Here is a 22,752-nt window from a genome sequence, read left to right on the forward strand (position 1 = left end):
ATGACGCCCCATAAAAAAAGCCCGTCACTTTTAAAAGCGACGGGCTTACCTGTTTACCACCCACCCGGGTGGGTTTGAAAACGAAGGTTAAACGGGCGGTTGCAAGCGCGCTGCCTCTTCTGACGGAGGCAGTGAGGCGGGCCGCTGTACAGCGCCACTTACCTGGAAGCGGCTGACCAGGGAGTGCATATCCCCTGCACGCTCGTCTAAGGTGTGGCTTGCGCTAGAAGCTTCTTGAACCAAACGGGCATTCTGGTGCGTCACTTGATCCAATTGCGAGATCGCTTGGTTGATTTGGTCAATTCCGGCGGACTGTTCATGCGTGGCGTCCGCAATTTCCGTCACATAGCGGGTTACTTCCGTAAGGCTATCGATAATATCCTGCAAGTGGTTGCTGGACGCGGTGACCAGCTGCTCACCTTCGTTCACTTTTTTGACACTGTCATCCACTAAATGGCGAATTTGTGCCGCCTCTTCGGCGCTGCGCCCGGCAAGCTTGCGTACTTCTTGCGCCACAACGGCAAAACCACGCCCCTGCTCACCGGCCCTGGCCGCTTCTACTGAAGCATTAAGCGCCAGCAGGTTCGTTTGAAACGCAATGTCGTCGATCGCTTTATTGACATCCTCCGACCACTAACTTAGAGAGTGTAGTGGCGGATTCCCAGGTCGTTGCCTTCCTGGTTCCTGCTTCGTTGTCCGTTGCCTGCCATGCCTTGGCATGGCAGGTCTTACACAAACTCCACAGGCGTTGCTTCCCGAGTGCCCCTCGGTAGTTGCTTCAACGCTCGGCACCGGCTAACAGCGCGGTGCCTGCTTGTAGGATGTTGCGGGCGGCATTGAGGTCACGGTCAATGCCTTGGGTGCCACAGCCCGGGCAATCCCAGGTGCGAACATTCAGCGGTAGCAATGCCATCACATAGCCGCAACCATGGCAGCGTTTTGAGCTTGGGTACCAGCGGTCGATCTGGACGAACTGCCGTCCTGCCCAGGCCGCTTTGTAGTCAAGCTGGCGCACCAACTCTCCCCAGCCCACATCACTGATGGCCTTGGCTAGCGACCGATTCTTGACCATATTCTTAATCTGCAAACTCTCCGCCGCGACCACTTGGTTCTCGTTAACGATCTGGCAGGTGAGCTTATGCAGGTGGTCAAGCCGTGTATCGGCAATTTTAGCGTGGCAGCGAGCGACCTTTAACCGTGCCTTCGCCCGGTTGTTCGAGCCTTTTTGCTTGCGGCTGAGTTGCCGCTGCGCCCGCGCCAGCTTACGGGCATAGCGGGCGGTATGGCGGGGGTTGTTAACCCGTTTGCCATCACTGGTAACGAACAGGTCTTTCAGTCCCAGATCAATGCCGACCATGTTAGGCGTCACGTCGAGTATTTGCGCGTCGACCTGGCACAAACAGCTGATGAAGTAGCGGCCTGCTGCGTCCTTGGAGACGGTGACGGTGCTGGGCGCTGACGGTAGCTCGCGGCTCCAGCGAATGTTCAACGGCTCACGGCACTTGGCGAGCGTGATCTGGCCATCACGGTACGAAAACGCTGAACTGGCAAAGGTGGCCGACTGACGATGCTTCTTGGATTTAAAGTTGGGATAACGCGCCCGTTTAGCAAAGAAATTCTTGAAGGCCGCTTGCTGATGACGAAGGCATTGTTGCAACGGCACCGAACTGACCTCGGCTAAAAAGGCCGTATCCGGCTGCTTTTTCAACTGCGTTAGAAAGGCGCTAGCGTCGTTGTAACCGATCTTTTCCTGACGCTGATAGAACGCATCGGTGCGATGGCGGAGCACCGCATTCCAGACATACCGCACGCACCCAAACGTCCGCGCCAGCAAGGCGGCCTGCTCAGACGTGGGGTAAAAGCGGTATTTGTAGGCACGTTCGGTTTTCATAGCTTACAGCTTAGATAGGTTTATGTAAGCCTGCAAGACACAGCGTCCTAGCGGACGCTGCGCTATCCGTTCACCTCGGAAAAGTAGGCCTCTATACCCTGCTGCATACCTATCCCCAGTGGCGCCGCGCCACCACTGGTAGGTGCTACGATTCCAAAGGTTAACTCTGCCTGAGCCAGTGGAGAAAAGAGCATCCCCGCCAGTAACCATATACTTATTCGCCGCATTGGGCCGTCCCCCTACTTTTGAATTAAGAATGTAAGCATTACCGCCAGAGTGGCCGTCCACTCCGAAGCTTGAATGAAACTTTTTTTATAATGGCGGGAGAATATACGACTTAACCTTCATTAGCGTTAAACGCTACGTAGCAAAAAGTAATTTATTGTTTTTCCGGTAGGGGCTTAAAAACGCCAAAGAGTAAATATGCTAGCCTTACTGGCTACATGCGGTACAGAGGAACGCAATGCTCACTATCTCAAATAGCGTGACGCTAGCGGATTGGGAAATTGATATTAGCCAGATTCGCTCCCAAGGTGCAGGGGGTCAAAACGTCAATAAAGTCGCTTCTGCGGTTCATTTACGTTTCGATATTCAAAACTCGACCCTGCCCCCGGTGTATAAAGAACGCTTGATGGCGCTTTCTGATCAACGCATCAGCAAAGAGGGCGTGATTATTATCAAGGCGCAGAGCTATCGCACGCTTGAGCTAAATAAAGAGGATGCATTGGCCCGCTTAAAAGTGCTGATACAAAGTGCCGCCAAACAGCCGAAGGTGCGCCGACCTACCAAACCTACTAAAGGCTCCCAGCGTCGCCGGGTAGATCATAAAACGCGTAAGGGCAAAACCAAATCACTGCGTGGTAAAGTGCCGATTTAACGCGTTGTTTAAGTCCGCCACTATCTAGGCCTATCGTTACTCCATTGAGCATTGACTATGTCGCCAGCTAGCCGCCCTCTCTCTCCTTGTATTCAAGTATGTAAGATCGAACCCGTGGCATCGCGCCACCAAGGTCTATCCCAAGAACTCTGCCTAGGGTGTGGTCGCACACTTGATGAGATTGCCTGCTGGGGGGCCATGACCGAGGCTGAGAAGGCCCCAGTGTGGGAAAGGCTGGAGCGCGAGGGGTATGCCAAAACATCCCGGTAGGTTTGATTATCGCCCTGCAGCATTAAGCAACACGCTTATTGTGGCGGTTTATCGTGGCGGTCGCTCAAAATATGGTGCAGTTCGCCGCATGCCACCAGAGGGTCGTCGCAATTAATGACTATCTTTGATTCTGTCAGCACATAGCTGCGCCCCGTAATGGAGTTTTCCACCACTTGGTAAGCGCCCTCTTGGTGGGTACCGGTAAAAGTACCGATAAACCCGGTTTCTCGCAGCGACACCGTTTCGAGCTTATCACCTACCGTTAACCGTCCCTCATAGTTCATCAGCGCCAGCCGGGCTGACGTTCCGGTGCCTGTAGTGCTTCTACAAATAACCCCAGGGTGCACGTAGGTAGTAGAACGCGAGCGGATATAGCCTTCCGCCACTGGCTCTTCTGGCCCCATAAAGTGCAAAAATGGCAGCGGCCCTACATCCCCTAGGGTGTAATGGGAAAAGCCGCGCTGGGCTTTTATCGCCTCGACAATCTTATAGGCGCAAGCCGCTAGGGCCTGTTCTTCATCGCGTACTAGCTTGAATCCCAGGGCTTCGGCATCGACCAAGGCGTAAAAACCACCGCTATAGGCAATCGAGTAAGTGACAGGCCCAATACCCGGTACCTGAATGGTGTCACGGTAGGTATCGATATAGCTGGGCAGGCCTTCGCATGTCACCCACTCCACCACCCCATCTCGCACGCTGGCTTCAACTTGCACCAGCCCAGCGGGCGCTTCCAGCTTAAAACGCTGAATACCCTCTTGCTTGGGCACAATGCCCGTCTCCAGCACGGCCGTGGCGGTGCACAGGGTATTGGAGCCTGAATAAATGGGATAGCCCATTACTTCCATAATGATATAGCCCGCCACTGCATCAGGGTGGGAGGCAGGCACGAGCAGATCGACCGACATTTCAGGGATACCGTAAGGTTCTTCCAGCAACAAACGCCGCAAACCATCGGCGTCATCTCGCAGATACTCCATCTGCTCACGAACCGAGGCGCCGGGCAGCGTATCAATACCGCCGGTTACGATGCGGCTAACATCACCGCCCGCATGGGTATCTAGCAGGTCAATGGTATGAAGATGCTTCACAGGCGCGACTCCTGATCGGTGGGTAAAGCAAATCGTGCGCCGTGGGCAGCCCACTGAGCATCAGGCACGATGACAATTTTGCCAAGGTAGTTGCTACCGCGATTCACAAAGTAACGCTCGGCCATGTGAAGTTCAGAGAGTTTAAAAGCGGCGTGCAGTACGGGCTTTAAATCACCGCGGCGGATCCACTCGATCAGTTGCTCCGCCTCTTCACGAGTGCCATGGGAAACGCCAAATATCTGCACTTGGTAGAGGTAAATCCGCGTCCACATAATTTCGCTGATATTGCCGCCACTGGCCCCGGCGATAGAGAGCCGAGGATAAGTGCTCCGGCGCTGCATATCGACAATCATGGTATCGATAAACAGATCCGTCATGTCACCGCCTACTAAGTCCATCACGGCGTCAATAGGCTGCCCGTGGGTTGCGGCCAACACCCGCTCAACAAAGGTGGGTAAATCTCCACGGTCAATCACGGCTTCAGCACCTAGTGCTAAGAGCGCATCGGCTTTGTCTGGCTGGCTAACGGCGTAAGGTATTGCCCCAACAATCCGGCACAGCTGGATTAACGCCGTGCCGACCCCACCGCTGGCGCCACTGACCAACACACGCTCACCAGCACTGACGTTGGCAGAGGTCATCATGTGGTAGGCCGTTTGATAAGAGCACATGCCCATCGCAGCTAGCTCAGCATCGTGCAGCGCTGGATTAGTTACTTGATGGAACTGATCCGCCGGTACCGCAATGTACTCGGCATAGCCACCGTCGGCTCCGTGGCCATAGTAGTCAGGCGTCAGGTTAATCGTGCGGCGCTCATCGGCGTAGATATTAAAATCCAGCAGGCCTCGTTCCCCCCTGCGTGCGCTATCCACGCCTTCACCCACCGCGACGATTCGCCCAACAACGTCTGCACCTTGGATACGTGGAAAGGTAAGCGTCGGTGAGCCACCCATGGCAAAAGAGGTCACTTCCTCTTTTCCTTTGGTGGGGTAAAGCCCCTCGCGGGCCTTACGGTCGGTGTTATTTTTTGCCGTGGCCGTTACCCGCACCAGCACTTGGTTTGGCCCTGGCTGAGGCGTGGGCACATCTTGACGGTAGTGCAGTTTATCAACGTCGCCGTGACCCGTTAATAACATGGCGGACATCGTTTTAGGCACAGCGTAGTCGGCTTCATCCATGGGCTGGTTCCTTGTGAAAAACAGAGTTCATCTGCCTGACAACGTAGCAAATCTGTGAGGAGTCACAAGCCATTAAACACAACGGCGGCAGCGCTGAATGCGCTGCCGCCGTTAGCAAAACGCTGATTATTGCTATTAGCCAAACACTGGCACACCAATAAGCAGGGTATGCAAATAGAACGCAAACAGCACGTAAGCCACAACACCAATAACCACCGTGGCGATCGTTGCGGGCGTCGAAGTAACTACAACCGCTGGCGGGTTCATACGGTCGCGCTGCTTGGCCGCTTTAAACGCCAAAATAGCCCATACCAAGAAAGCGGCAAAAAAGATGATATCGCCCAGCCGACCGTTGACCAGCAAGTGGGCAAGCGCCCAAATCTTAACCGACAGCATCATCGGGTGGCCAAGTTTCGCTTTAATAGCATTGCGCGGCACATAAGCCGCTACCAGCATAATAAAGGCAGGCAGCATGAGTAGGGCTACTGCATGGCGTAACCCCACCGGTGGAAACCAGATATAGATGGGATCAAAACGCATTTGGCCAAAGCCATAAATAGCAATGGCAAGCCCCACCAGTGATACAGCCGAGTAGGCGAGCTTCCAGTTGGTTAGCCCTAGCTTGGCTACCTGCTGCTGGCGCCAGTTTTCCGCAAAAATACGCACAGAGTGGCTGCCCAGAAATATCAGCAGGCCTATTATCATAATGGTCATGGTGTTTGCTCCCAGGTGTATGCACGTCATTAGTCGACGCAGAGAATGCCACAGTCAGGCCTAAACCACATGGGAGGGGTTCAACTTTTCGCTCGCCAAACGGCCTAAAACCAATTTTTACGTTTGAAAAGCCAAAACAAACTTCCCCCAATCCCCGCCATGGCGCCCAACACAAAGAAGTACCCATACTGAAAGCCCAGCTCGGGCATGTACTCAAAGTTCATGCCGTAGATACCGGCAATAAACGTCAACGGTACAAAAATGGCTGTAATCACCGTCAATACCCGCATCGTAATATTAAGCTGATGCGACGAAATCGAAATATAGCCATTCACTAAATCGCCACAGATGTCGTAATACATCTGCGTGAGGGTATAAAGGCGCTCAAAACGCTCGGCTACATCATTGATCGCGTAGAGGGTATCATTATCATCTCGTGGCAGATGCGCGTAGTCGTAGGCGGTTAACTCCTGAGTAATACCTTTGTGATAGCTAAAAATACGACGCAGCTTCACTAACCGTGAACGGTAGGTGGTCAGTTTGCGCATTAAAACGTCGTTACCGTTCGCCAGCAGCTCATCCTCTAAGTCGCTTAGTTCACTCTCAAATTTAAGCAAGCTATCAATGTAAAAACCTGCCGAGGTATACATCACTCTTAATGCAACACGCTCGGGAGATTGCGCTAGCAACGTGCTGCCCTGTTCGTTAAAAAACCGATCAACACTAAGCGCTTTGCCTGGGTGCAGCGTCACCAAGAAGCGTGCACCAATAAAAAAACAGACCTGCTGAGGCACAAAGTTAAGCTGTGCATCAAAGGAGGAAATACCACGGTAGATAATCAGCGTATGGTGCTCAAACTCTTCAATTTTAGGTGGGTGCCGCTCTTTTTGTGCATCTTGGATAGCCATAGGGTGGCACTCTAAACGCTCAAGTAGACTCCGCTCTCGCTGACCTGACTCTCCTTGCATATCTATCCAGATATGGCTTCCCGGGGTTGCCTGCCACTGCTCAATTGAGTCTTCATCACCTTCATGCACAAGCCCGTCATGCGTGGTGAGCATACTGCGGATCATAATCGTCCCTGAGGTGGGTGCTGACTAAATATCGTTTGATATATCAACGGATTGGGCTAAGTGTAGCCGCCCTTTACCTGCATGTTTGGCTTCATACATAGCAACATCTGCACGCTTGAGCAGCTCTTTTGCCGTTTCGACGGCTTCCGGCATAAATAGCGCCACACCAACGCTGGTGCTAACGTTAAGCGTGACGCCAGCCACTATCAGCGGCTGCTCGATAGTACGTATCAATTTGTTCGTAAAGGTCACCAGGGCCCCGCTGTCGACCCCTTCTAGTAACAACACAAACTCGTCACCAGCCCAGCGCGCCACAAAGTCTGTTTCGCGCACCGATTGTTGCAACCTAAGGGCAATATCCCGCAGCAGCTCATCTCCCATGGCGTGCCCGTAGCGATCGTTTACCCCTTTAAAACCATCTAAATCCATAAACAGCACGGCCAGCGGTTTACGCGTGCGGCGCACCCTTGCCATGGCTTCTGGAAGCCGCTCATCTAGCGCGCGCCGATTGGGTAACGTGGTTAACGCATCTTCCCGGGCTTCCTGGTTGCGCAAACGCTCTAACTGCTGGCGCTCGGTGATATCATGAATGAACAAGCTGCGTCGCTCACGGCCATTCACTGCATAACTTTTTAGGCGAATTTCCACAGGAAGCCATCCGCCATCCCGCCGTTTGGCTTTTCCCATAATGGGGGATGTGGACGCGTGGGGCAGCCCTTCAGGAAACATTAGCGTGGTAATAGTGCGTGCCAGCGCCTCTTTACGCTGCCAGCCAAACATCACTTCAGCCGCATGATTCCAATCTAGAACACGGCCGATTTCATCAATACTTAGGTAGGCGTCGTAGGCTGTTTCAATCACCAGACTAAGCTCTCGAGTGCGTTGCTCAATCTGCTGCTCAAGGCTTAAATGCAGCGCCTTTAACGCACGCTGTGAGACTTCTTTGCTTTTTTGCTCAGCAATCAGTCGTTCACGTAGCTGGATCTCTCCTGCAACAATATCGGCAAGGTCTTGCATCGCTGCTTGCTCTGTCGCACTTAAGGAGCGCGGTTTGGTGTCCATAGCGCAGAGCGAACCTAAAACGTAGCCCTGGGAGCTTTTTAGGGGCAAGCCTGCATAAAAACGCACGCCGTCTGGCATTGTCACATAAGGGTTACTGGCAAACCGCTCGTCTATAAGAGCGTCCTTCACAATCAACGGAGCTGCTTGAATCACGGTGTAAGCGCAAAAAGCGACATCCCGTGGTGTTTCCGAAATATCTAAACCGATTTTAGACTTGAACCACTGTCGATCGGCGTCCACTAGGGTAACCGTTGCGATTGGCACGTTTAATAGATGGGTCACTAACCGAGTAATCCGGTCAAATACCGGCTCATTAGCCGTATCTAGCAGTGCCAACTCATTCAGCGCTGCTAGACGGGCATCTTCATTGAACGGTAGTGGATAGCTCATCGCTATAGAACCCATTTGGGGAAAGGCAATACGACACCATAAAGCGAAACAACGTTCACTGCTTGGCTCTCTGGCTACTCGTTAGGTAAGCCATGTCTCACTTCCTACGCCGGTACAATCCGGTTCAGGTTCCAGGGTCTGCCTATGACGCTCTCAGTCCTTCAATGAGGACGCCCCTGGCGACATATGTATGATGGCACTATCCTCGGCTAAATCAGCGGCTTAGTAAACCCTAAGAAGCATCAGAAACATTGTTCCGGGGAATACGGCCTATGGCATAAAATTCGGGGTTAGGCGGTGTGCCTGCCAAAGTGACCAGCCGATTGGACATGCTAAAGAAGGCGGCAATAGCGCCGATGTCCCAGCAGTCGTCAAGGGTGAAACCGACATTTGCTAAACGCTCTTGCCAGGCGCGCGAGAACTCGCCTAACTCAATGGAACTATACAGGGCAAAATCGAGCATCAAACGGTGACGCTCACTCAGGTCGGCCACATGATGATTAATCGCTACGTTATCTGCAAGTAGTGGATCTTTACTATAAATACGCACTAAGGCACCGTGGGCCACCACACAATAAAGGCAGCGGTTACGAGCGCTAGTGGCCACCACAATCATCTCTTTTTCAGCTTTTGTGAGCGTATCCGATGCTCGTTCCATTAACGCATCGTGATAGGCGAAGAAAGCGCGAAACTCATCCGGCCGATGGGCAAGCATTAAGAATACATTCGGCACAAACCCTGCTTTTTCCTGCACGTTTAAAATTGCACTGCGAATATCCTCGGGCAGCTCATCGAGGGATGCTGGTACGGCAAAGCGACTTATTGAAGCAGGCATAGTCTCACCTTTGTTGTTATGGTTAAAAATAGGGATGGGTTGTACAGTTAACGGAATGTAATAGGCCTAGTAATTCAGTAACAAAATACTATGCAAAGTGACTATTAATCTCAGGTTTCGCTCGCCATACTTTACGCTTACGAACACATCATAAAAAACCGTGCACAGCGCGCATAAAACGGCTCGCTAAAAGGGAAACGCCATGCAATACGCCGAAGCCAAAGAGCATACTCAGGGACGACTGCACGAGCTATTTGCTGAGCCATACCGTGCTTTTGAGAATGACGCCAATGAGCGGCAAATGCACATCCGTACGATGCTGTATGTGCTCCTAGCTCGTCCCATGAGCCGGGGTCAGGTAACACTACGCGTTATCCATGGTTGGGAGAACGGCGGTTTTGAACCCGCTGACTTACAGCACGTGGATTACGCGCTTCACTCTTTGGACGATTTTCGCGCTGCAGTTAGCGACTTTGACCAAGCAACCCGTCAAAATGCTCCGCTACCTGCCGACGACACGGCGATTCTTGCAACACCGCTGGCTGATGCCATTGCCGGCGCTGAAGCCGACGGCAAAACCCTAGCCGCGAACATCCGCGAAACCCCAGCACGCTGGCCCGCTTTTGTTGGCGGCTTAGCCCTTTATACCCTGTTTAAAATGTATCATCGCCTCGTTTACAGCGAAGACGACAACTACCGCTGTTCCCAGCTTGAAACCCCTAACGGGCTGCGTGAAATCCACGAGTTTCACCTTGAAGAGGGAGAGTTTGCGCTACTCGTCCCTTTACGCGAAGACTTTAAAGACGCCTCCACCCTTCTAGTGCTACATGAGAGCCAGCTAGGCCCCATCGAACAGCTCTTTGAAAAAAGCCTGCCGCTGTTTGATAATTTTTAAGCCAAGCGAGAACTAACCTCACGTGCCAACAAGCCCCGTTCAGACGGGGCTTGTTGCGTTTATTGCCTCTCGCGTCACTGGGTTGAGTCAGCGTTACAGCGAGATCGTACTATTGATACCGCTTGAGACATTTTCAGGCTCAAACCAGCGAGCGGTGACCGTTTTTGTCTGTGTCCAGAAGGCAATGGCCTGTTTACCGTTCGGCCCTAAATCTCCCAGCTTAGACCCCCGCGAGCCGGTAAAGCTGAAATAAGCTACCGGCACAGGAATGGGTACGTTAATCCCGATTTGGCCCACATCAATATCGGTCTCAAAACGCCGCGCTACCCAACCGGAGTTAGTGAAAATCGAGGTACCGTTGCCGTTGGGGTTAGCGTTAATAAACTCAATGGCTTCATCCAGCGTTTCCACACTCACCACACAGAGTACTGGCCCAAAGATCTCTTCCCGGTAGATGGTCATATCCGCCGTCACGTCGGCAAACAGTGTTGGCCCAACGAAGTTACCTTCAGCATACCCTTCCACTGTGAAGCCACGGCCATCCACTAACAGTTTGGCTCCCTCTTTTTCACCAGCGGCAATCAGGCGCTCTACGCGCTCTTTTGCCTGGGGCGAAACCAACGGGCCTAAATCCGCATCGCGCTGAGTGCCTGGCCCTACTTTCATATTGCGGGCACCCTCTTCAATATCCTTCACCCATTCGCGAGCTTCACCCACCAGCACAACCACGGAGTTAGCCATACAGCGCTGGCCTGCAGCACCAAAAGCTGAGCCTAACAGGCTATCAATAGCTTGGCTGCGGTTGGCATCCGGCATAACGACACAGTGGTTTTTGGCTCCCATCATGGCCTGCATGCGCTTACCTGCAGCAGCAGCACGGTTGTAGAGCAGTGAGCCTACGTGGGACGAACCGATAAATGAGAGCGCTTTGATATCCTGGTGATCGGCGATCTGGTTAGCCACATCAGGGCCGCCATGCACAACGTTCAGTACACCGGGGGGAACACCCGCCTCATGGGCAAGTTCTACCAAACGCATGGTGGAACTTGGGTCTTGTTCGGAAGGCTTTAGAACAAAGGTATTGCCGGTGGCGATTGCCAGCGGGAACATAAAACAGGGCAACATAATCGGGAAGTTGAATGCCGTAATACCGGCGCCAACACCAAGCGGCTGGTGCATAGTGTAAACGTCAACTTCATTGGCGGCATTTTCAGCAAGCTCGCCCAGCTGTAGCGAGGTAATCGAGCAGGCGTGCTCAACCACTTCAAGACCACGCCCTACTTCACCTTCAGCATCGGGCAATGTTTTGCCGTGCTCTTCGGTAATCAGCGCCGCCAGTTCAGCGGTGTTCTCACGAATCAGCGCCTGAAGCTTCAACATAATGCGCATACGTTTACCCAGCGGCACTTTACGCCACTCTTTAAACGCTGTTTTTGCGCTGGCAATGGCGCGCTCTACTTCTTCGGCGGTACAGAAAGGTACCCGGGCAACCACTTCTTGGGTGGCAGGGTTTACCACATCGCGCCAGTCCTGGCTTTCGGATACGACTTGCTGACCATCGATGTACATGGGTATTTCGCGTACGGACATAGCACTATTCCTCACGTTTATGTTTGTTATGGGTTCTAATTAGGAGCCTCTAGGGTATATCAGCAAGTTGACGTAAACGTCAACATCACCCTTAGTGCAGTAGCTATCTTTTTGGTCACGATAATTAGTCTTTCCCTAGCGGACATCCCCTCACTATGCTGACGTTACAGCCAAGTGCGGCTTTGTACGAAAATCCTTATCTGCTGTTTTTACCTATGCAAAAACAGCATAGGGGGAAATAATGGTCGGACGTTATGAGAATCTGATGACGACTGGGCACAGATTAAAGATATCGTGGCGCCCCCTCAAACCATGGGCAGCCCTATGCGGGATGACCGAAAATTGCTCAATGGTATCTTCTAGGCGCTGTGCTCGGGTGTCAGATGGCGTGGTTTACCCGAGCGATATGGTTCTTGGTCGAGGGGTTATGACTGGTTCCGCAAGCGGCGTGATGACGGCAGCTGTGAAACGGTATTTTCTCGCTTGCAGCTCAACGTGAAGATAGGCTTATGGTCCTAGACACGTGGATGATCGATGCCGCTTCCGTGCGAGCCACACGCTCTGCCGCTGGAGGCGGTAAAAACGGGAATCGAAAGAACCGCCAGACCACGCACTCGGCTGTAGCCACGGCAGTTTAACAACCAAAATTCTTTTGTTTTGTGATCGTCATGGCTGCCACTGGTGTTCACGCTACCTCCTGGTAAAGAGGCCGTATCTCGGCACTTCGTTGCGACATTAGAAAGCACTTAACCAACTGATCTACTCTACCTTTGAGTACGACCCTAGCATCACAACGCTCGCCACCCCATTAAGCGACGTGCTGGCTAACCGCCGCGGTGTCTGTCAGGACTTTGCCCATTTAGCCATTGGCGCCCTACGCTCCGTAGGCCTGACAGCGCGCTACGTTAGTGGCTATCTGGAAACCCAGCCACCGCCTGGCCAGCCACGTTTGATTGGCGCGGACGCCTCCCATGCGTGGCTTGCTGCCTGGATTCCTGACTGGGGCTGGCTAGCGCTAGACCCCACCAACGGTACTGAACCCGGTGAGCAGCACCCGGTGCTGGCCTGGGGGCGGGATTACGCCGACGTTGCGCCACTAAAAGGCGTCATGAACGGCGGCGGTGACCATCAGTTAGAGTTAGAGGTCGAGGTCGACGTGATGCCGCTTAATGACAGCGCGGCTTAACGCTGAATAAGCCCGGTCGTTAGCCAAGGCTGCCAGGCTAATAGCACTAGCGTGACGAGCGTTGCCAGCAGAAACGGCAGTAACGCTCGGAAGATTTTCAGCGGCGGCGCACCGGTCATGGAAGAGGCAATAAACAACCCCGCGCCAACGGGTGGGGTCAACAGCCCCATGACCAAGGTTAAACACACCACCACCCCAAACTGATACGGGCTAATGGCAAACTGGCTTTGGGCAATGGGCATTAAAATGGGCACGACTAGAATGAGCGCGGCGATGCCGTCGATGATCATTCCTACCAGCAGCAGCGCCCCAATCACCAGTAACAAGAATACAAAGGGGTCGCTGGTGAACGCGGCGATCCACGCCGCTGCCATTTGCGGCAGCCGTTCATAAACCACTACCCAACCAAACACCCCTGCGGCAGCAATCAGCATAATCACCAGCCCCGCATTAATCGCGGTTCGGATCAGCACCTCGGGTAGTTGTTTAAAGCGCAAATCCCCATACACAAAACGCCCCATCAATAACGCCGCAAGCGACGCCAGCGCAGCGGACTCCGTGGGGGTAGCAATACCCAGTAAGATCCCACCAATTATAATCACCGGAATAAGCAGCGCAGGCAGCCCCCATAGCGCATCGTGCAGCGCCTGACGGCGGCTAGGCCACTCACCTTTTGGGTACTGCTGAACAACCCCCACTAAAGCGATTACCACAAAAAAACTTGCGCCTAGAAGCAATCCTGGCAATAGCCCGGCAATAAACATTTCTGCAATGGGCACCTGGGCCATCACCCCGAAGAGCACAAACAGCATGGAAGGCGGAATAATCGGCGAGAGCAGCCCCCCAGCAGCAGTAATCGCCGCGCTGTAGGGCTTGTCATAGCCTTCTTGCTCCATGGCAGGCACCATCGCACGGGACATAATGGCAATTTGCGAAGCGGCCGAGCCAATAATCGCCGCCATCATCATATTGGCTACCAGGTTAATGTAGGCAAGCCCGCCACGAAAACCACCCACCAAAATACGCGCCAGCGCAATCAGGCGCTTGGTCAGCCCGCCTTCATTCATCAGTTCTCCCGCCAGCATAAACAGCGGAATCGCTAGCAGGCCGTAGCTTTCAACGGCACTAAATAGCTGTTGCGGGTAGGAATCAAACAGCACCGTATTGTTGGAGGCCTGGATATACCACATAGCCGTCAGAGCCAGCACCAAGGCAATAGGCACGGCCCCCAGCAACAGCAGCAAAAAAACGATAATGGTCATACGCGGGCCTTAAGGGGCAAAAGTGACTGCCCTAGATTGGCGAGACTATGCAGGCTAAGCGAGAGAGCAAACCATGGCACAATCAGCCATACCCAGAATTTTTTAATGCCAATCGTCGAAGTATTCTCAGCGTAAATAAAGTTGAAGGTTTGACCCTGAAATGCGCGGGTATCAAACCCAGCCTGAGCAAGCGCAAGCGGCTGAAACCAGCGCCAGCATAGCCACACCAGCAACACAGCAAACAGCAGCACCATCACATCAACCCAAAGCACTATTAGCTTCCGGCCTACGGGGGGCAGCAAGTCACTCAACAGTGTTACCGCGATACCTTGGCGGCGCTTAAGCACTGCCCCGGCAATCAGAAAGGTCATCCAGATCATGGCATAAATCGCCAGCTCGCTTACCCAATAAATCGGGTTTCCCAGGGCGCGAAACGCAATATTGATGAGTATCAAACACGTTACCGCCGCTGCTAACGCAGCGGCGGTAATCTCTTCACATCGGGCAAGCCCTAAAGAAAAGCGTTGCAGCATGGTGGTTAAAGGCCCTTGATAGAGTGCTACTCGTCACGCAGCCGGTCAGCTTCCTCACGCAAAGTTTCTAACATCGGCGCTTTGGGGCCCCACACCTCTTCCCACTCGGCAATCGCCTCAGAGAAGAATTCGGCATCGGCATCGACAATATTAATATCCAGCGCGCGGATCTCTTCTTCCTGGGCCGCGTCCATCTCTTCAAAACCGACCAGCACGTTCTCTAGATGCTCGGCCATGGCGGTTTCAATCAACTCGCGGTCCTCTTCGGACAACTCACGCCATACACGACCCGACACCACGCCCACCATGGGGAACATCATGTGGTTTGAGATCAGCAGGTTTTCCGCCTGCTCGTAAAACTTCAGGATTAAGATCGAATCGAAGTCCATATCAATCGCGTCTACCTGACCATTCGCCAAGGCATCGTAGACCTCTAACAGTGGCATGGGTGCAGGCGCCGCGCCTACGGCGTTATAAAAGTCGCGAATCGGATCAAAAGGGGTAATCCGCAGACGCTGACCACGCAGGTCTTCAGCACGCTCGATGGGGCTGCGGCTAAGCACTTGGCGCATACCGACCATGCCGTAGCCCATGCCCATTAACCCAACACCCTCCGGCATTAACCCCAGGAGTTCGCCTGTAGCGTCTGAACGCAGCAGCCGCGCCGCGTGGTTTACATCATCAACCAGATAGGGGGCGTAAAGCGCGCCAAAATCAGGAATACGGTTAGAAATCTCGGCAATGGTCAAGAAGGCCATATCCAGCGCGCCGGTTTGCAGCTGCTGCACCATTTGTGCCTCGTTGCCCAACTGCTGGGCGGGATAAACGCTAACGCTGTGTTCACCGCCAGAGCGCTCGTTAAGCGTTTCGGCAAAGGCTTCTGCTTCAGTAGACCAAAGGTGCTGGGCGGGGGTAATCAAGCCTAAGCGAAAGTCACGCGCCTGAGCACTAAAGGAAGCGGCGGCTAAAGTGGCCGCAGCACAGGCAAGCGTTAGCGTTTTCATTCGGTTCATGCAAAGCCTCATTGAGTCCAGCGCAAGGTGCCTGAGCACCCTGTCATTATAATGGTATCGCTGAGAATACCGCAGTGGCGGCGTTGATGGCACCTGCTAGCGTTAACGGGCTTGCAAATCTTTACCGCGCTTAACGCTGATATTAAAACGCGGCTGCGCTAGGCTATCGACTATAACGATTACGCTCTTAACCACAAGGAGCTATAAACATGAGCGAACGCGTATCCATTGTGATGGTGCCGGTCGATAGTTCGGAAGAAGCCACAGCGGCCACCCATCACGCCGCCCTGCTAGCCAGCCTGTTAGATGCAACATTGCAGCTGGTGCATGTGCTGCCGCTCAAGCCTGCCGAGCTAAGCGACGTGCCCAGCAACCGCAATATCAGCGACGACCACGACCGCGCCCAGCAGGATGCAAAAGCCAGCGATGCATTTCAAGCCGCCCGCCACCAGTTGGCGGCACTGTCTTTTACCCAGGCATTGACCGTAGAAGAGACGCGCTTACACGATGATGGTTTTGTGAGCCACCCGGAACGCGTCATTGTGGAGCACGCCCGTCAGCATCAAAAGACCTTGCTCGTGATGGGCGCTCGTCACTTGAGTGAAGTGGGCAAATGGCTAAAAGGGAGCGTGAGTAATGCAGTGGTTCACCGCGCCCGAGGGCCGGTCACGGTCATCCATGCCGATGCTGGCATTCTAGAATCCACGCGGATTGGACGCATTTTACTACCGGTAGATGGCTCGTCCCACAGCGATGTGGCAGCGCAATTAGCAGGCGACCTGGCACGCAGCGGTCATATCCGCGTTGAGATGCTGTTTTGCCAACCCCCAGGGTCACAGCCCTTACTGGACAGCGGTGAGCGCGAAGAGCAACGAATTTTTCGCAGCACCCGTGAGGCCCTGGGCGAGGTACCAGCAGGCGTGACCGAGCAGCTTATACAGGCTGAGCACTGCGCGGAAGCCATTATTCAGCATGCTAAACAGTGCCCCGACAGCCCCGTGATCATAATGGGCCGACGGGGCTTGGGGTATCTTCAGGAGTCGCTATTAGGCAGCGTGAGCCAAAAAGTCATTGAGCTTGCTCCCTGCCCCGTCACGGTAGTGGCCTAGCCACCCACTGTTTAACAGCGCGCTTAACAACGTTTAGGCGGCTTCGTAGGCCGCCTTTAAACGATAAAATTCGTCCACGATAGCGGACATTTCAGCCGCATCGTAGTCGCACAGCCCGCTAACAACCAGTTTTTTGGAGCCAACACCCACGGCCTCACCCGCCGATTCGATGGAAAACTCCAGCAGCGCATCGGCGCGCTTGCCCTGCACATCTAAGGATGAGCGGGTTAACGCTAGGTCTGGCGCAAAACCGTCTAAGCGCTCTAAGCAAAACCCCATGCTGTCGTAGATAACCAAGGGGCGTTTAGGGTTAAACATCACCCCATGCTGTTCCATCAATGGCTTCAAATAGTGCGGGAAGTTTTTACCTGAAAACGCCACATAGCAGCGAGCAAACGCTTCAACCGCCGCCTTATCCTGGGTAACATCACCGCGACGCACTACTTGGAGATAGCACTTGCCGCTCTCGTCCACGACGTGAATATCGCCATTTTCTACTTCATTAAACATCAGCGGTGTATCGGCACCCACCATATTGGTGAAGCGAAATTCCATTTGTCGCGACAACCCAAACTTCACCAGCACCAGCGTAAACAGCAGGTCACCGGGTACGCAGAAACGCCGCGCATCCGGGTTATGAATCGGGTTGTAATCGCCGGCCACGCCTTTAGCGAAACGGCTGGCCTGCTCAGCAGAGATCACTACATACTCTCCGCGCTGCGCGTAAAAATCCTTGAACATGGCTTTGCTGCCTGCCTAGCGTTGAAATCGAAAACCCATAACTGCCCCACGACGCGCATAATGCCATAAAACATGCGCCAACAGGAGTCATCTGCTAGGAAGCCCGTATGACGAACAGTAAACATGCGCCGCGCCGCCTGCCGCGCCTGCTACTTATCGCCCTGCTAAGCGCCCTGTTGGTCGCCTTAACATGGCTAATAGGCAGTACATGGCTGCTTAATAGCCAGTGGCTACCCCAGCGCATCTCACAGATTGACGGTGTGGAAATCCGCTGGACAGATGCCACTAGCCTTCACCCTGGGCGCTGGGAGGTGGAAAATCTCTACCTAGCACGGAATGACAGCGCGCTCCCCATTACAGTGGAAGCACAGCAGGCGACGCTTTCCCTCTCTCTGCTGGCGCTGCTGCGTGGCGAGCTACATATTCAAGCGCTGGATGCACAGGGCATTCGCCGCCTGACCGTGGGCGATATCGCCCTGGAAGCCGAAGGCCAGCTGCAGGTAAGTAATACCCAATTAAGCCGCGACGCCCTCGCCGTGCCCAACGCATCGTTGGATATCACCCAAGGGCGCTTGCTGCGCCTAAGCGACCAAGCAACGCTGGTGCGTGACATTCATCTTCAGGCAGATGCCACCCTTGAGCCGGTTGTCACTACGCAACAATCCCGAGATGAACTAACGGCTGCGCTGCTGAGCGCCCTTTCGGCAGAGCTTTCCATTAATGCCCAAGCAGACGCTTGGGACGTGTTCATGCCCTATTTAGAAGCGCTGCCTTGGCTAACCCTGAACGGCCGCGGCGCCCTAGCAGGCGAGCTTAGTCTTGCGAATGGTGAATTCCTGCCCGGCAGCCACCTAACACTGGACGCCCCCGCCCTGCATTTAACCTTTGACGAGCAGCGCCTGCGGCCCCCTGAAGAGGATACCCGCCGCTGGCTAATTGCCGACGCCCCCCCGCCACGTCATACGGCCAGCGGTGAAGGACGGGTAAACCTATCCGTAGACGCTGATCAGCTGCATTTTTCAACACAGCTAAACGAGGTCGTACTCGCCGACACCCACCCATACGCTGTCGACACCCAGCTACGTTTAGCCACCCGCGTGCCCAACCAGCGTCTCGACCAGCTAGACCTTCCCACCGGGGTAAGCATGGATCTACAGGGTAACGTCACCCGTTTGGATATGCTGGACCGCTACCTGGCACACACCTTTGATGGCCAAGGAATACAGCTCTCTGGGAGCGGCCACATTGAGGCTAGCGCCACCCTGCGCGATGCGCGGCCTTACCAGGCTTCACTTCAGGTTCAAGCCCCGGCGCTTGGTGCTGAGCTGCTTGATTTTTCCGCCCAGGGCGATGGCTCGCTAACAGCAGTGCTCTCCCCCGATGAATCCCTTACTGCCACGCTCGAACTCAGCGATGCCACGCTCAGCCACCGCCAACAAACCCTGTTGGCAGATGCCGACATCACGCTGGAAGCACGTAGCCCAATTGACCCGGAACACGCGCAAGAGCAAGCTTCTGGCCAACTACATTGGGAGGACGCGCGCCTACCCGATATCAGCGTACTGCAACACTACCTAGATTCCGTGTTGCCTAGCCCTGCACCGCTTCAACTACTTAGCGGCCAAGCGGCTAGCCATGGCGCGCTTGCCTTTACGACGGCCGAGTTAAACGGAGAGATTCACCTAGCAGGCGAGCAGTTAACCACCCAATGGCAGCACGATGAGCGTTCCGGCACGCTTGAAAGCGATGCTCAACTTAGCCTAGTGATCCGTAGGGCAACCACAGAGGGCACCGCGCTGGATATCAGCGGGTCGCGCCTAAGCTGGCAAATAGCCGATGCCCAAGCCCCCAGCGAGCGCTTAGAAAGCACGCTTGTGCTACGTGAAGGGCGTTTTCAGAACCGCGACACCCTTAGCGGTCAGTTTGCGTTAGAAGGCAGCGTACAGCGGCTAGGCTTTTTAAATGCATTTCTTCCCGACGCCCACGGCCTAGCCCTTTCCGGAGACGGGCAGCTATTTGCCCAAGGGGCGTTTCGCGATAACCGCCTACAGGCCCCCACTCGCCTACGGGTGAATGCCAACCAGCTTGAAGTCGCATTTTTAGACTACCTCGCCACCGGACGAGGTGAGTTAACGGCGCAGCTCGACACGGCCGAGCAGGCGCAGCTTTCGCTCGGCATCCCACGCTTTTCACTTCGCCGCCAAGACGACGAGCGCCCCCACCTGGAGGGCCGGCATTTTGCGCTGACCACCCAAACCGAGCGTTTTAGTGAGGTACTAGCGTCCCCTGAACCCCGTTATTTCACTACCCGCATCGCCCTACCTATTACCGATGTCCCCGACTTCACCCGCTATAACCACTACCTGCCTGAAGATGCGGGGATCGAACTACTCGGGGGCCAAGCCAGCCTCTCCAGCGAGTGGTTATTAGAGGGGTTGACTGCCCAGGGAGAGATCAACCTGCGCGCCTTTGGTGCAGAGTTGACGCTGCTCGATCAACAGCTGCGGGGCGATGTGACATTACGTTTACAGCTCACCGAGGGCGACCTTGAAACGCGACGCTTTACCGCCAATGACTCGTTTTTACGCTTGGAAAACGTATTCCGGCAAAGCAAGGCAGGTACGCAGGATGCAGGCTGGTGGGTGCAGCTCGCCATGGACGAAGCGCAGCTTGAGTGGGATGACCCGATTCGATTAACCAGCCAGCTGCGCCTAAGCATGCGCGATTCCGGCCTGTTGGCCAGGCTATTTCTAGCCCGCGCCCGAGAAAGTGACTGGCTAGGCCGGTTGTTAAACGTGCGCCATATTGATGGCACCGCGCAGCTACGCATTAACGGTGAGCAGATTAGCCTACAGGATGTAACGCTCACCGGCGGCCCGCTGCTACTGCTTTCAGATGTGGTATTGGCAGATAAAAGCGCTAATGGCGCACTGTATGCACAGTTGGGGTCAGTCGGCGTTGGCGTCGAATTGGTCGATAGCGAACCCACCCTGCGCATACTGCAGCCAAGGCGCTGGTTTGAGCGCTGGCGGGAAGCGCAGCGCTTTCCCAGGCCCTGAGGGATCAGAGCCTGGGGTAATCTTGAACTACCAACAACTAGCGGCGGGTGCGCTCTCGACGAATAATACGCACCCGCTCTTTGGCTTTTTCGGGGGTGGAGAGTGGCGTGGTGGCATCGGTGGTTTTCGGCGGCAGCGTCACCCAGGCAAATACAGGCAGCGCTAAGTGCCAATGAATGGCGGCTAACCGCAGCCCTAACGTCACCATTAGGGAAGCTGCAATGGTGGCCGTGAGCGGCGCACCAAGCGTATGCAGTGTCACATAGACAACCCCACCCGCCAAAGCGGCGGTGGCATAAATCTCCTCCCGCAGCACCATAGGCACCCGCTGTGCCAGTACATCACGAATCATGCCGCCTGCTACGCCGGTCATCATTCCCATTAGCACCGCCACAACGCCGGGCGACCCCAACAGCAGCGCTTTATGCGTACCTATAACGGTAAACAGCGCCAGCCCAAAGGCATCCGCCACGGGTAAAAAGCCCCGGGACAGGCGGTGGATATAGTGAAACCCAACAAGCGAGACCCCCACCGTGGCTAAGATAACCCACAGGTAGGTAGGGTCTGTCACCCAGAACACTGGCCGCACGCCAAGCACTAAATCACGCAGGGTGCCGCCACCAATACCGGTTACCGCGGCTAACACCAGCATGCCGAACGGATCCATCCGCGAACGACACGCTAAGATTACCCCGGAAAGGGCAAACACAATCACCCCCGCCATATCCAACCAGTAAATAACACCCGACACGCGGCTCTCCTTTATCACCCTCGTTAGAGGGAAAATAGTTAAGCCGGAAGGATAGCACCCTCTTTAGCGTCTTTGTGGGTAGTTGGTGATGGCGGCAGGCGTTTAGGCGCGGCTTAGTGGCCCTGTTGCTCTAACCATTCGCGCAAGAAAGCGATTTCACTCTCTTGGGCATCAATAATTTCTTCAGCCAATTGACGGATCTCCTCGTCCTCGCCGTACTCAAGAACGATTTCCGCCATGGCAATGGCGCCTTCATGGTGAGGAATCATGCCTTTGGCAAAATCCACATCCGGGTCGCCAGTAAATGACATCGACATATCTTCATGCATGCGATCATTGGCGGCTTTGTACGCCGCTACCGCCGGATTGTCGCCGTGGTCTTGGTCACTGCTACCGTGTTGCCCGTGGTCTTCATGGCCATTATCAGCGTTGTGGTGGTGGGCATAGGCCGCGGGAGCAACCAACAACCCCGCTACTGCGCATACGCCTGCCGCCATTTTCCAGCGATTTTGTAACAGTTCAGCCATTTTGGAACGATTAAGCATCATAGCAACTCTCCTGTAGGGAATAGCCTTTAGGGAATAGCCTATAGGCAATGGGTAACGCTTAGAGAAGCCAAAATAGTTATTGACCACAAATAAAGTGTAAAACCTACAGGCAGCCCACAGGTCAAGATGCGCTGAGTGCGTTACCCTGGAGATAGCATCATTCATCAAAGGCATAGGAGCACGCATGGACTGGAACCCTGCTTATAGCTGGTTAGTTGTCGCCCTGCTGTTGAGCTTAGCCGAGCTCAGCTCTGGGGCTATGGTGCTACTCGCACTGGGCATCGCGGCAGCGTTCACCGCCGCCGTTGCGGCACTTGGTTTCACGCTGCCTTGGCAGTTGATCAGCATGGCTGTTTTTGCAGGTGTGTTGGTACCCCTTGGTGTGATGGTGATTCGCCCACGTTTTTCACCCAAGGGTGTGGCTTACGGCACTACCGGTACCGGCGTTGAAAAAGGCAGCCTCTACAGAACGCAACGACGCGATTTTGATAACGCCACGGGCATCAAAGTAAACGGTGATTTTTACCGCTTACGCGTCGTAGAAAGCGGTGAAACAGAACTGTCGCCCGACACCCTAGTGGTGTTCAAACGCTTTGAAGGCACTACCGCCTTAGTTATGCTGCCACAGCCAGAAGACCTAACTCGTCAGGATGATCTTTCCCAACGCAAGGAGCCATAAGCATGAAT

20 protein-coding genes, 1 pseudogene and 1 other annotated feature are annotated in these 22,752 nt (G+C 54.4%); of the genes and pseudogenes, 6 read left to right on the forward strand and 15 right to left on the reverse strand.

The genetic code is table 11. The features are described 5' to 3' along the window. Window positions 1-87: 87 nt before the first annotated feature. Both BB497_15925 and BB497_15930 read right to left on the reverse strand, forming a co-directional pair. Window positions 88-516 (reverse strand): hypothetical protein, encoded by a 429-nt coding sequence (locus BB497_15925; protein ID AVI64092.1) that lies wholly within the window; start codon window positions 514-516, stop codon window positions 88-90. 262 nt (window positions 517-778) lie between these two features. After that, window positions 779-1,891, reverse strand: a complete 1,113-nt coding sequence (locus tag BB497_15930) for a transposase (protein ID AVI64093.1) — start codon at window positions 1,889-1,891, stop codon at window positions 779-781. 463 nt (window positions 1,892-2,354) lie between these two features. Between BB497_15930 and BB497_15935 the strand changes: the two genes are divergently transcribed. Further along, on the forward strand, window positions 2,355-2,768 hold the full coding sequence (locus BB497_15935) for a peptidyl-tRNA hydrolase (GenBank protein ID AVI64094.1): 414 nt from the start codon (window positions 2,355-2,357) through the stop codon (window positions 2,766-2,768). 305 nt (window positions 2,769-3,073) lie between these two features. Here BB497_15935 and BB497_15940 read toward each other — a convergent pair whose 3' ends face one another. The 6 genes from BB497_15940 to BB497_15965 all read right to left on the reverse strand — a co-directional run bounded on the left by BB497_15940 (window position 3,074) and on the right by BB497_15965 (window position 9,378). Continuing rightward, on the reverse strand, window positions 3,074-4,126 hold the full coding sequence (locus tag BB497_15940) for a proline racemase (GenBank protein ID AVI64095.1): 1,053 nt from the start codon (window positions 4,124-4,126) through the stop codon (window positions 3,074-3,076). Then, the gene (locus tag BB497_15945; GenBank protein AVI64096.1) at window positions 4,123-5,304 is read right to left on the reverse strand and encodes an alcohol dehydrogenase; all 1,182 of its coding nucleotides are present in this window, start codon (window positions 5,302-5,304) and stop codon (window positions 4,123-4,125) included. The genes BB497_15940 and BB497_15945 overlap by 4 nt, the downstream gene beginning before the upstream one ends. A 135-nt stretch (window positions 5,305-5,439) precedes the next feature. Continuing rightward, window positions 5,440-6,018, reverse strand: a complete 579-nt coding sequence (locus BB497_15950) for an NnrU family protein (GenBank protein ID AVI64097.1) — start codon at window positions 6,016-6,018, stop codon at window positions 5,440-5,442. A gap of 104 nt (window positions 6,019-6,122) precedes the next feature. Next, window positions 6,123-7,091: a metal transporter gene (locus tag BB497_15955; protein AVI64098.1), complete on the reverse strand. Its 969-nt coding sequence runs from the start codon at window positions 7,089-7,091 to the stop codon at window positions 6,123-6,125. 24 nt (window positions 7,092-7,115) lie between these two features. Then, on the reverse strand, window positions 7,116-8,543 hold the full coding sequence (locus tag BB497_15960) for a diguanylate cyclase (protein AVI64099.1): 1,428 nt from the start codon (window positions 8,541-8,543) through the stop codon (window positions 7,116-7,118). An 83-nt stretch (window positions 8,544-8,626) separates the two neighbouring features. Continuing rightward, window positions 8,627-8,731, reverse strand: a binding site (TPP riboswitch). 44 nt (window positions 8,732-8,775) lie between these two features. Next, on the reverse strand, window positions 8,776-9,378 hold the full coding sequence (locus tag BB497_15965) for an alkylhydroperoxidase (GenBank protein AVI64100.1): 603 nt from the start codon (window positions 9,376-9,378) through the stop codon (window positions 8,776-8,778). A 202-nt stretch (window positions 9,379-9,580) separates the two neighbouring features. On the opposite strand from BB497_15965, the gene BB497_15970 reads away from it, so the two are divergent. Next, the gene (locus BB497_15970) at window positions 9,581-10,273 is read left to right on the forward strand and encodes a hypothetical protein (GenBank protein ID AVI64101.1); all 693 of its coding nucleotides are present in this window, start codon (window positions 9,581-9,583) and stop codon (window positions 10,271-10,273) included. A gap of 93 nt (window positions 10,274-10,366) precedes the next feature. Here the strand turns inward: BB497_15970 and BB497_15975 are convergent, their stop codons facing one another. Beyond that, complete coding sequence (locus tag BB497_15975) at window positions 10,367-11,863, reverse strand: methylmalonate-semialdehyde dehydrogenase (acylating) (GenBank protein ID AVI64102.1); 1,497 nt, start codon at window positions 11,861-11,863, stop codon at window positions 10,367-10,369. Between the two features lie 706 nt (window positions 11,864-12,569). On the opposite strand from BB497_15975, the pseudogene BB497_15980 reads away from it, so the two are divergent. Next, window positions 12,570-13,049, forward strand: a pseudogene (locus tag BB497_15980) (transglutaminase). On the opposite strand, the gene BB497_15985 reads toward BB497_15980, so the two are convergent. The 3 genes from BB497_15985 to BB497_15995 are packed head-to-tail and all read right to left on the reverse strand — an operon-like array spanning window position 13,046 to window position 15,857. Continuing rightward, window positions 13,046-14,311: a C4-dicarboxylate ABC transporter permease gene (locus BB497_15985; GenBank protein ID AVI64103.1), complete on the reverse strand. Its 1,266-nt coding sequence runs from the start codon at window positions 14,309-14,311 to the stop codon at window positions 13,046-13,048. The pseudogene BB497_15980 and the gene BB497_15985 sit on opposite strands and share 4 nt — an antisense overlap. Continuing rightward, window positions 14,308-14,844, reverse strand: a complete 537-nt coding sequence (locus BB497_15990) for a C4-dicarboxylate ABC transporter permease (GenBank protein ID AVI64104.1) — start codon at window positions 14,842-14,844, stop codon at window positions 14,308-14,310. The genes BB497_15985 and BB497_15990 overlap by 4 nt, the downstream gene beginning before the upstream one ends. Window positions 14,845-14,870: 26 nt before the next feature. Continuing rightward, complete coding sequence (locus BB497_15995) at window positions 14,871-15,857, reverse strand: C4-dicarboxylate ABC transporter substrate-binding protein (GenBank protein AVI64105.1); 987 nt, start codon at window positions 15,855-15,857, stop codon at window positions 14,871-14,873. Between the two features lie 209 nt (window positions 15,858-16,066). Between BB497_15995 and BB497_16000 the strand changes: the two genes are divergently transcribed. Then, on the forward strand, window positions 16,067-16,966 hold the full coding sequence (locus tag BB497_16000; protein AVI64106.1) for a hypothetical protein: 900 nt from the start codon (window positions 16,067-16,069) through the stop codon (window positions 16,964-16,966). Between the two features lie 33 nt (window positions 16,967-16,999). Here BB497_16000 and BB497_16005 read toward each other — a convergent pair whose 3' ends face one another. Beyond that, window positions 17,000-17,707: a hypothetical protein gene (locus tag BB497_16005; protein AVI64107.1), complete on the reverse strand. Its 708-nt coding sequence runs from the start codon at window positions 17,705-17,707 to the stop codon at window positions 17,000-17,002. Between the two features lie 107 nt (window positions 17,708-17,814). Here BB497_16005 and BB497_16010 point away from each other — a divergent pair, with 107 nt between their 5' ends. Continuing rightward, the gene (locus BB497_16010) at window positions 17,815-20,766 is read left to right on the forward strand and encodes a hypothetical protein (GenBank protein ID AVI64108.1); all 2,952 of its coding nucleotides are present in this window, start codon (window positions 17,815-17,817) and stop codon (window positions 20,764-20,766) included. 37 nt (window positions 20,767-20,803) lie between these two features. Here BB497_16010 and BB497_16015 read toward each other — a convergent pair whose 3' ends face one another. Further along, window positions 20,804-21,517 (reverse strand): hypothetical protein, encoded by a 714-nt coding sequence (locus BB497_16015; GenBank protein ID AVI64109.1) that lies wholly within the window; start codon window positions 21,515-21,517, stop codon window positions 20,804-20,806. Between the two features lie 113 nt (window positions 21,518-21,630). Then, window positions 21,631-22,065 carry a DUF305 domain-containing protein gene (locus BB497_16020; protein ID AVI64110.1) on the reverse strand — a complete coding sequence of 145 codons (435 nt, stop codon included), beginning with the start codon at window positions 22,063-22,065 and terminating at the stop codon, window positions 21,631-21,633. A 184-nt stretch (window positions 22,066-22,249) separates the two neighbouring features. Between BB497_16020 and BB497_16025 the strand changes: the two genes are divergently transcribed. Further along, window positions 22,250-22,744, forward strand: coding sequence for a nodulation efficiency, NfeD-like protein (locus tag BB497_16025; GenBank protein AVI64111.1), 495 nt, complete (start codon window positions 22,250-22,252; stop codon window positions 22,742-22,744). Window positions 22,745-22,752: the final 8 nt, after the last annotated feature.

Source organism: Halomonas sp. GFAJ-1 (assembly GCA_002966495.1).
Lineage (GTDB): Bacteria > Pseudomonadota > Gammaproteobacteria > Pseudomonadales > Halomonadaceae > Vreelandella.